Source organism: Sporosarcina saromensis (assembly GCF_033253735.1).
Classification (GTDB): Bacteria; Bacillota; Bacilli; order Bacillales_A; family Planococcaceae; genus Sporosarcina; species Sporosarcina saromensis.
Genome location: NZ_JAUBDI010000005.1, coordinates 180,743 through 190,942, shown reverse-complemented (window position 1 = coordinate 190,942; position 10,200 = coordinate 180,743). Strand labels below are relative to the sequence as shown.

Genomic DNA, 10,200 nt, shown 5'->3' with positions numbered 1-10,200 from the left:
ATAGTATTTAATCGAGAGAGTTTTCGTCATAAAGAATCTTTACTAAATCGATAAAATGGATGTTGGCAAGTAGCTACATTTTTAACTGCCAAACTATGCATTTCCTACTTGCCAAATACACATATCCCAAAAACGTATTTGGTGAAGTTGTGACACAGACACCTGCAGGAGTAGACTATAATTTTTATTTTATTCTAAAAAATTATACAATATAGTTCCATTTTGCTTTGGTAGTGATATAATGGGATGAGAAAGCAAATATACATCAAAGGGGATAGGGAAATGTACACGAATGCGATTATTTGGGGAGATTATCCGGAAACGGAAACGTTGATTGAAAATCTACGTGCACAAAGGACAGATCTGATTACGGTTGTAACAGATGAAAAAAGAACGCAGATGAATAAGTACGAAGGGGTTGTTTACATCACTTCCGATTTAGTTGAACATGGTCGTGACGAGAGCATCCAAGAAGTGCATTACAAATACGTGCCACGCCATGCTAGAGTGGATAACTTCGCATGGAAAATGATTCAAGCAAAACAATTCTCGCGTCAGTCGCTTACTTAAAATCCAGTACCTGTGCTTAGTTGGATTCAGTTAATTCCCTACAATAGCATATACATAAAACTGATTCACTGCAGTTGGTGTGTTTGTATTTGTTGAGTGCATATCCATACGAGTTGATGGGATTAACATGAATGCTTCTGGCACTGGCACTGTCCAATACAGATGGGGGGTGTGTTAAAAATGGCGGTGGCGTGGGTCAGAGAAGAAGAAGTGACTTATGACGGCGGCTCGTCGGATCAAGATGGTTTATGGAAGAAAGTCATTGGTGATTTATTCGAGGATTTTGTATTGTTTTTTTCACCGGAATTACACGCACAGATTGATTTTGAACAGTCCACTGATTTTTTGGACAAGGAACTGTTTCAGGAAATTGCAGACGAGAAAAAAGGTCGGCGGTTTGCAGATCGATTGGCGAAAGTCCGACTGAAAAATGGTGAGGAACAATGGATTCTTATCCATATCGAAGTACAAAGTAAGAATGAATCTGACTTTCCTGAACGAATGTTTCGCTATTTCTATCGCATCTACGATCGCTATCAAGAAAAGATTGTTGCCATCGCTGTTCACACATCACCTTACAAAAATACCATTCCAAAACGTTTTACGTACAATTATTTAGGGACTGAGTTGAACTATTCCTATCGAAATTACCGAACGGAAGCGTATTCTAATGATGAATTGGAACGCTCAGAGAATATTTTTAGCAAGATTGTATTAGCAGCAAAAGTTTTCCATCAGACTAGAGACGAAGCCCATCAACGCTATCTGTTCAAAAGTAAGCTAATGCGTGAGCTAATCAGGAATCAAAACTACTCACGCACCGCAGTGCAAGCCGTTTTTCATTTTATCGACTACTTGTTACAATTGCCAGAAGCCTATACGAAACAGCTATCAAACGAAATTCGGCCAATCATTCGAGAGGAGACGGAGCTAATGGAATTATACAATAAGGAAAACGCTTCCCCGACAATTAAGAATGCCTTTGATCTGGAATGGGAAAAGGGTGTTCAGCAGGGACTGGAGCAAGGTTTGGAGCAGGGTTTGGAGCAAGGTTTGGAACAAGGTGTTAAAAAAGTGGTCGTGGAAATGTTAAGAAAGGGAACGCCAGTGGATTTCATAGCAGAAGTGACGCAATTGGAAAAAGAGGAAATTGAAAAGATGAGGGAAATGTTGCAGTGAAAGTTGTATCCTTGTGTAGGCTAGGAGAGCCAGGTTGTTTTAGAACTTGAATTTGTTCTAGAACCTGGCTTTTTTCATACGGCCAATCATTCGAGAGGAGACGGAGTTAATGGAGCTTTACAATAAGGAAAACGCTTCCCCAACAATTAAGAATGCTTTTGATTTGGAATGGGAAAAGGGCGTTCAGCAGGGATTGGAGCAAGGTTTGGAACAAGGCTTGAAACAAGGCGTGAAAAAAGTGGTCGTTGAAATGTTAAGAAAGAGAATGCCGACGGATTTTATAGCAGAAGTGACGCACTTGGAAAAAGAGGAAATTGAGAAAATGAGGGAAACGTTGCAGTGAAAGTTGTATCCTTGTGTAGTCTAGGAGAGCCAGGTTGTTTTAGAACTTGAATTTGTTCTAGAACCTGGCTTTTTTCATACGGCCAATCATTCGAGAGGAGACGGAGTTAATGGAGCTTTACAATAAGGAAAACGCTTCCTCGACAATTAAGAATGCCTAGATCTTTTTCACTGCGCTAAATTGGATAAGTTTGTTGGAATTTTAATTTAGGCCTTTTTGCGAACCTAAAGAATTATTTTTTGGGTATCTGTTTAGGGTTTAAAACAGTTAATTCGCTACAATTGCATATTCATAATAATTGAATGTTGTAGTGGAGGTGTTTGCATATTTTGATTGCATATCCATACAAATTATCTTAATCGAATACCTAATGACTTCATTCGTCCCACGCATTCGTTATATCCTTCATTTCAATCTTCACTTGAAAGCCTTCAATTGCTTGCAAAAGATGACCGACTTCATTCCATGTAAATGGTTTGCCGTCAATGATAACGAGCGGTCCTTCGCTGTCGGTTTCATGATACGAAAGCACGCCTTTCAACTGATTGCCTTTGACAGAAGTGTATGGCCTGCCGTTTGTAAACTGAACGGTTTCTACATAAGTCTCCGACAGGCCATGTTTGGTCTTTTCTTTGAGTCGGTTTTAGGTAGCGTTGGAAGGTCCACTCCAAACTCCTTCGCCATCATAGCATTATAGCAATCCATACAAAGTGGCTGCCCATTAAACTGTACGCGGGACGGGCTGTTTCCACAAATTGTACATTCCATTCAAGTCACTCCGTTTTTTAGCTTCATTTTAGCACAAAGCGTTTGTTGAGAGACCGTCAAAAAAGCTTCATCCCCGCACATTCATCGGCAATTCATACACCACTGGTTTATCAAACAGCATAAACATCTCCTCGAAATACTTTTCCTCCACCAATTGATTCAGTACGCCTTTGAAATAGCCGGGCAAGTTACGGATCCCTTTTTTCTTCGTGGCCATGATGGTAATCATGAGTGCACGGTAGGCCAACTCCTCGAAAATCTTGTGGTCATGCTGATAGATTTCAAATTTCAACATACGCGTTGATACGGATTTGTGGATGCCGAAAAATTCACGGGCTAGTTTCGTGTCTCCGATTGTGTTTGAAAGCAATTCTTTCATTCTACTGAACAGACTTGTGGATAACGTAGACGGTTCGAGCAGAGACGTGTTCTTAAGAACTTTATGGGTTAAAGAAGATTTAGGAAGAAGGGCTTCGTCTGTCGAAAGTTCCTCGTTTTCCTTGCAGTCATGCGGTTTGTCCACAGTATCCCGGTCGTTCATTCCCCCCTGGTCATCAAACGGCAAAATGATGTAAATATTTGCGCCAAGCCCGCTCATCACAGGGCGGATAAAGGGCACTTTTTCGATTATGCCGAGCGCTGTCAGTTTACGAATCGCCCGCCTAACCGTTGTGTTCGATTTGCCGATTGCGTCCTCGATCGTGCCGTGCTTTAAGTGTGCTGCGCCATATTTGACCGAATAACGACGGATGCTATCGAACACTTGCCGATCCGATTTCGTCAGCTCGTCCCAGTTGCGCTTCATATGCCGTTCAGCCGCCGCATCCATTTCTTCAATCGAATCGAATTTCGTGTATTGCGCTAAGTAGTGTGTCATGTGAATACCCCCTTTACTCTCTATATAGAGGGGTATGGTCAAAAGGGATACATGGTTGGGGAAATTTTTAACGTATCTAGGCACCGTCAAAATACTTAGATACTGAGTTTTTCCAATCTATCCTTTTTCTTGTCTATAATGTACTATTATAGTAGTACTAGAGAAAGTAGGAGATAAGACTTGAAGAAATTAATGATTACGTTACTCGTAATGTTCTTGGTGTTTCCGATGTTCGGCAATAAACAAGCAGCGGCAAATGTCTTTAATGATGTTCCTGCAAATCACGTTTTTTCAAAAGAAATTAGTTTTTTATTGACTAAAGGCGTTATTTCCTCATCGGGACCCTTTGGTGTAAATGAACATGTTAACCGCGTAGAAGTAGCAGTAATGATTTCAAGAGCATTAGGATTGAACGGGGACAAGGTTACTACACCTTTTAAAGACGTCCCAAAAAGTTCCGAGTTCTCCGGGTATATCAATTCTGCTGTTCAGTCAGGAATCATTCAAGGGTATTCAGATGGAACATTTAGACCTAATGAAGCTGTAACGAGAGGGCAAATGGCTATTTTCATTGCAAGAGCATTCAAGCTAAGCATGGAGTCACCTTTGGAATTTAAAGATGTTAACCCTAAGACCGCTTCTTACTCAGCGATTAAAAAAATTGTAAAGGCAAACATTACAACCGGTTATTCTGATAAGTCTTTTCGTCCAAATGATCCATTAACAAGAGGTCAGATTTCGGCATTTATTGCAAGGGCCATGCAAAAATATCCTGACATTGGAATAGGCACCTATGTAATTCCCGGCATTAACTTTACGATGAGTCCAAGTCAGGTTGAAAAAGTTGAAACTGCAAAATTGCTTAATAAAGTGGTTGATGGAAACAAAACTTCACTGATTTATGAAGTAGAAAAATTTAAGTATAATGCCCACCTGACGTATTCCTTTATTGACGGGAAATTAACCTCGATGGTGTATGATCTCGATCCAGGAAAGAAATACAACCTGTCTTGGAATGAAATGATGTATTTACATGCAATCATTCATGGTAGGGCAGAAAAAGAATTAGGAACTGCAGATATCGTACAACCCATTAAAGGGACAAGTGTTGTTACATACTGGAATAAAGGGACATATTCGGTATTGCTCTCTGTGAAAAAAGATAAAACCCATACAGCTGTACAGCTAATTTACCGTGATGTTGTTCCGTTCTAACGGAGAATAGGTGCCTGTGCCAGGTTGTTTTCATGCATATCCACTCGATTTTACTAAATTAACGTGAAAGTTTCTGGTGCAAGTACCGTCAAGAATTCAAGTATGATTGTGTATACAATTAAGTAGCTAGTTAAAGTTGTGTAAGGCCTTCTGCTTCTGCGGGAGGCCTTTTTATTGGTTTGTAAGCTCCTCACTTACTCGAAGAGAACTTTTGGGGCGAGGGTTGGTAAACGTACTTGAAGTACCTTGTGAAATTACAGATTTTTATAAACTTACTAATATAGTATTTCCTTTATTAACAGTAAAGAACCAAGATCCAAAGGGTACAAGAGGTAGGGGTAAACAGATAAAAGTTCGGAAAAAACTGAATTTAATAGACAAGCGTAGAATTAGTAGGTACAATATAGTCAGTTGGTAATAAAGGAGGTTGGAGGAAAATATGACTATAGCAGGAACTACTGTTAGATTCAAGGGAACCGTCTATAAACAGTTTGACAAAGAAATTCTAGTTACACAACTGCGATTTGGGACTTTGCGTGCTTTCTTCCAAGTAGATCATGAAGTACAACGGAAATTAGACCCAAGGCGTCGAGCTGAAATTCGTGAGTTCATCCTCCGGAGTCTTGATACGAATGAATACTTCTACTTTTCACCGTTCATCTTCTCTGCAAGGGGGATGCTGCGAGAGGTAAATGGAGAATTTGAACTTGAGCCAGGGACGACTTTGTATATATCTGATGGACAGCACAGGTGTTCGGCTATGGCTGCTGCTGTGAATGTACTGGAGAATAGCAAGATCAAGCTGGAGGAAATGGGCAAGTACAAAGAGGCTGAAAGAATTGCAAGGCAGCTTAGTCAAATTGAAAACTATCCGGTCGCGCTTCAAATTTATTTGGATTTATCTCAAAAAGAAGAGAGGCAAATGTTCTCGGATTTGAATTCAGAGCGGCGGGAAATTCATCAGGGCATCGTCATGAAGTATGATCAGCGTGATGAATACATTGGATTGACCCGGAATGTGGCGGAACAATTGAAAGATGTGATGGAAATTGAACTGGAACTATCCCGTCTCATGCTCGGAAATCCTGCACTCACTTCTTTGACCATTATGCGAAAATGCCTTGTCGCGCTTTTTGAAGGGAAGTTGACCATTATGTCTGGTGATTTAATCCTCCCGGAGCGAGAAAACGACATGGAAGAAATAGCAATTCAGTTTTTTAAGAAGTTGCAACAGATTTTTCCGAAGCAAGCAGCTAATCGGAAGAAATACGTCTCAGGAATTAGTGGCATCCAAATAGCACTTGCATTTACGGTCTTTCATTATGTGAGGCAAGAGAAGAAGGACTATACTGAAGCACTTCGGAAGCTTGATTGTTTAAAAAAGATTTGTTCCTGGAAGCATGACGACCCGCTATTTGCCCATATGTATGATGCTGAAGGAAAGCGGATAACAGGACATTCTGGCGTTACAGCTGTCAAAAGAACAGCACTTAGCTTGATCACTACAATTGATAGCGAGGAGGCCAATTAAGTGATAATCGAAAGCGTTTTCAATGCAAAACAAGCACTGTTCACGTATTCAATCCCTGAACTGTTGGAGATGGAAAATGAGGGGCGGCTTGAAACTCGGACGACAAGGAAAGAAAATGTACGGAAATTGCGTTCGTACATTACCGAGAATTATGCAACAGGTGATATTTACTTGCCTCCTTTGGTTGCGAGTTGTCAGGAAGGTGAGCTTGAAGGGAAGCCGTCGCGACTTGTGGTAATTGACGGAAACCATCGACTGAAAGCATTTTTACAACTAGAGACGTATATTCTGAAAGGGATGTCCAGTGTCAACGACGTGGAATATAGCGAGGCAATTAATCTGCGTCAAGTGCTCGATAAAATTGAAGTACCCTTTCAGATATTTGAAGGGTTGTCAATCGAGGAAGTCAACCAATTGTACATTGATCATAATCGGAAGGGGAAGAAAGTTGGGTTGTCCAAACGGATTGCGTATGACTCCAGGGATCAGATTAACGTCGTCACAAACAGCTTGTTGAACGCGAATGGACAATTAAAAGAAGCTGGTGTGGAACAAGAAAAGAATGCAGTTATGCGTCCAGCAAACAAAAACCTGATGTCACTCGCTCAACTTCGGAGAATTGTTGAACTGTTCATAGAGGAAATTGAAACCGGACAAAAGACGAAAAGAGATGTGGATAGTATTAGTAAAGAGGAAAACTATATTGAACTTGTCAACAGTTGGTTGGAGGAATTGTTCATGCTGTACCCGGTAAAGACGATTGGAAACTTCCATGAATCGATGCTTGCGAACTTTCCATTACTCTATGCAGTTGCAAGTTATGCAGTCGATTCCATTGGAGAGCTAGCATTCGAAGACCAAATAAAAACGGTGCAGCGTCGAATGCGGAATCTATCAGCGATCAATTGGGAGAGGGACCAAGACGTTTGGACGCGTTTTGAGGGAGACTTCAAAGGAAGAGAAGCATATTTTTACTTAGATCCTAGCAATAGCAATCGAAGGGCTTTGATTGATTGGCTGCAGCAAAAAGGGGGTGAGTGAGTTGGGGAATTTATAACGTAAGACATCCCAGGTGAGAGTTTGTCGGGCAGACATGAAGATCTCACCTGAGAAGTAGATTGGAGAAAACCAACCTATTGGTTAGTATACTCTTTTCACTTCAAAAAAGTAAGAAACAAAATTAGAAATTGGAGGATGAGACGTATATGGAGCTGAAGAAGTATCGTTTAGATGAAGATGCACTAGCATTAATACCGGAATTTAAGAACGGAAGACAGTTTACAAAAGTGCTCACCAGGAATGGTATGTTGTTGGTAGAGGAAAAGCAGGAAGAAATCTTGAACGCAACGCTACTATACTATGGCGCCAGCTTGCGTGGAGCAAGAGATGGTGCCAAATCGATACTTGGCAAAATTAAAAAAATGCCGATTATGGTGAATGAGACACTTGGACATTATTGGTTTCCGGTCATCTCTCCAGCAAAGCCCGTTTGTATATGGCTCGCCTTACACCACATAATTAGTTACGAGTCAATCGATAAAACACATACAAAGGTATGGCTGAGTGGGGGAAGTTTTATCATTGTTCCAATTAGCAAGAAATCGCTTGAAGAGAAAATTCAACGTACATGCACACTTCGTTATGAGATTGAAACACGGACTGCTAGAGCAACGGAACAAATACGTGAACAACGTACAACATACGAAGTCAGTAAACATAGCGGACAGTTGAACTATACTTTCCAACAAGTAGAATCGAAGGAATACATGAATCGTTAAAGCCAAGCGGTTCGATTAAAATTATAGATGGGAGAGACGCCACGATAATTGATTACGTGGCGTCTCTTTTTTTGCTTTAGTTGGAGTGGGGATCTTGATGAACCTTGTTTTGGAGAATTTCTACGAACGAAACGAGTCGTAAAAAGTAAAGCTGCGTACAATGCTGTTCTATAGAAATGTGTATGTAAAGAGTGGGACGAATGAATAGGCCGCGACACAAAGAAAATACTTGGATTCAAGTTCTATTGTGCGACCAAACGTGTAGAATGCACGAGCCGTTCACCTATTCCTACTAGCGTAACTGCTCCAAACTGGAATTGGTTTTCCTTTCAAATGCACCTTATGATGAAGCCACCTAGGAATAGTTGAATCGTGCACGATTGGAAAGGTCAAGCAAGTGTTGAATTTTGAAGACGTGTTGGCACAATATGAGCCAATGATTACCGCGAATATCCGGCAATTGAACATTTATCGTGAACATGAACAGTACAGGCAAACGGGGAGGGTGGCCCTGTGGCACGCGTGGCGAAAGTTTGATAAGGAGAAGGGGAATTTCACACCTTACGCCTACCGGTCCATTCGTGGCGCAATGATGGATGAGATGATGAAGGAAAATCGATCTGAGGAGCGATTCATGCCGGCGGAAAATGAAAAGCTGACGTTTTGGATTGAAGAGGGAGTATGCGAAGAAGAGGGGTGGGTTGATCGTCTAAGCCAGGCTGTTGAGCAACTGACCGAGGAAGAGAAGCAGTTGTTGAACTGGTTGTTTATTGAGCGGGACACACAGGCAGATTGTGCCAAACGATTAGGCATTTCTGTAGCAGGTGTGAAGAAGAGGAGGCAACGGTTGTTGGAGAAATTGCGTGGGGTGATGGAGGGAGGGTCTGAATAAGGAACGTGAAGGATGAGAAAGAGGCAGAAGCTTGCGAATGGTCCAAGGTTCTGCTTTTTTGCTTTTTCGGTGCCTGTGCGAGGTTGAATTCAGTCAATTTACTGCAAACGGATTTACATAAAATCAAAATGTAGTAGTGGGTAGGTTCGTAATTTTTTCTTGCATAACCATTTGGATTGGTTGAATTAACATGAATGTTTCTGGCACAGGCACCGCCACGATTCATCCACACTTTACTTTCTCTCTAAACTAATTTTTCTCATTATTCAACTCATCAACCGGTTGACAATTAAAAATAAACCTTGTATTCTAAAAATTGAAAGTAGATTAAATGGTTTTAGGAAGCGCTTTCATATTTGGTGAATCGCCATTAACAATGAGCGTAGAATGAGGTTTTCCTATTTTAAAAGGATGAAGAACCAAATTCGAATAGAGCCATATCCGTATTTAATCTCAAATTTTTTATTATGAGGAGGAGAAAAATGATTGTCGAACAACGAACCTATGATATTAACCCAGGTGTCCCATTAACCGATTTCCTTAGCAGCTATGAAAAGTTTGGTCTCGATGTGCAGAAGAAGATTCTTAAAGGCTTTCTTGGCTATTTTACGAACGAATTCGGAACACAAAATCAAGTCACTCACTTTTGGGTGTTTAAAGATTTGGAAGATCGACGAGAAAAACGAGCTGAACTTGCTAAATCACCTGAATGGCAACATTGCATTTCAATCGTACGACCAATGATCGTGAGGTGGGACAACAAGATCTTGTACCCGACAGATTTTTCGCCAATCCGCTCATTTCCGATTGTTGTTGACGATGAAAATACAGCATTCAAGTTGGCCGATTCCTAAGCGGAAGCGATTTGTTGGATCTACAAGCGCTGGAGAAAATTCTTGAAAGGCGAATGCATCTACTACGTTATGAACCAGCTGCGTGTCCGGTAGTTGCCATGGGACAAGCTCTTTCTAGTAATTAAGTACAAGCAATTACTATTACCGTGTTGACTGTTGAAGCTAAATACAACTTTTATTAGGGAGGAAAATA

At 40.9% G+C, this 10,200-nt stretch carries 12 protein-coding genes; 9 read left to right on the top strand and 3 right to left on the bottom strand.

From position 1 onward, the window contains the following. Positions 1-282: 282 nt before the first annotated feature. From QT711_RS08070 to QT711_RS08060, 3 genes are all read left to right on the top strand, one after another. Positions 283-570, top strand: coding sequence for a hypothetical protein (locus QT711_RS08070; protein WP_317943289.1), 288 nt, complete (start codon positions 283-285; stop codon positions 568-570). A 180-nt stretch (positions 571-750) separates the two neighbouring features. Continuing rightward, entirely contained in the window at positions 751-1,749 is a 999-nt protein-coding gene (locus QT711_RS08065) for an Rpn family recombination-promoting nuclease/putative transposase (protein ID WP_317943287.1), read from the top strand. Between the two features lie 109 nt (positions 1,750-1,858). After that, positions 1,859-2,092, top strand: a complete 234-nt coding sequence (locus QT711_RS08060; protein WP_317943286.1) for a transposase — start codon at positions 1,859-1,861, stop codon at positions 2,090-2,092. Between the two features lie 376 nt (positions 2,093-2,468). Here QT711_RS08060 and QT711_RS08055 read toward each other — a convergent pair whose 3' ends face one another. From QT711_RS08055 to QT711_RS08050, 3 genes are all read right to left on the bottom strand, one after another. Beyond that, positions 2,469-2,705, bottom strand: a complete 237-nt coding sequence (locus QT711_RS08055) for a DUF7713 domain-containing protein (RefSeq protein ID WP_450097598.1) — start codon at positions 2,703-2,705, stop codon at positions 2,469-2,471. Continuing rightward, complete coding sequence (locus QT711_RS19645) at positions 2,687-2,860, bottom strand: DUF7685 domain-containing protein (RefSeq protein WP_450097597.1); 174 nt, start codon at positions 2,858-2,860, stop codon at positions 2,687-2,689. The genes QT711_RS08055 and QT711_RS19645 overlap by 19 nt, the downstream gene beginning before the upstream one ends. Positions 2,861-2,927: 67 nt before the next feature. Next, positions 2,928-3,737, bottom strand: a complete 810-nt coding sequence (locus QT711_RS08050; protein WP_317943284.1) for a hypothetical protein — start codon at positions 3,735-3,737, stop codon at positions 2,928-2,930. 180 nt (positions 3,738-3,917) lie between these two features. Here QT711_RS08050 and QT711_RS08045 point away from each other — a divergent pair, with 180 nt between their 5' ends. The 6 genes from QT711_RS08045 (at position 3,918) to QT711_RS08020 (ending at position 10,007) form a co-directional block, all read left to right on the top strand. Further along, entirely contained in the window at positions 3,918-4,952 is a 1,035-nt protein-coding gene (locus QT711_RS08045; protein ID WP_317943283.1) for an S-layer homology domain-containing protein, read from the top strand. Positions 4,953-5,391: 439 nt separating this feature from the next. After that, on the top strand, positions 5,392-6,483 hold the full coding sequence (locus tag QT711_RS08040; RefSeq protein ID WP_317943282.1) for a DNA sulfur modification protein DndB: 1,092 nt from the start codon (positions 5,392-5,394) through the stop codon (positions 6,481-6,483). After that, positions 6,484-7,524, top strand: a complete 1,041-nt coding sequence (locus QT711_RS08035) for a DNA sulfur modification protein DndB (protein ID WP_317943280.1) — start codon at positions 6,484-6,486, stop codon at positions 7,522-7,524. Between the two features lie 164 nt (positions 7,525-7,688). Beyond that, positions 7,689-8,261 carry a competence protein ComK gene (locus tag QT711_RS08030; RefSeq protein ID WP_317943279.1) on the top strand — a complete coding sequence of 191 codons (573 nt, stop codon included), beginning with the start codon at positions 7,689-7,691 and terminating at the stop codon, positions 8,259-8,261. A gap of 397 nt (positions 8,262-8,658) precedes the next feature. Next, positions 8,659-9,153, top strand: a complete 495-nt coding sequence (locus QT711_RS08025; RefSeq protein WP_317943277.1) for a sigma-70 family RNA polymerase sigma factor — start codon at positions 8,659-8,661, stop codon at positions 9,151-9,153. 482 nt (positions 9,154-9,635) lie between these two features. Beyond that, positions 9,636-10,007: an NIPSNAP family protein gene (locus QT711_RS08020; RefSeq protein WP_317943275.1), complete on the top strand. Its 372-nt coding sequence runs from the start codon at positions 9,636-9,638 to the stop codon at positions 10,005-10,007. The last annotated feature ends 193 nt before the right edge of the window (positions 10,008-10,200 follow it).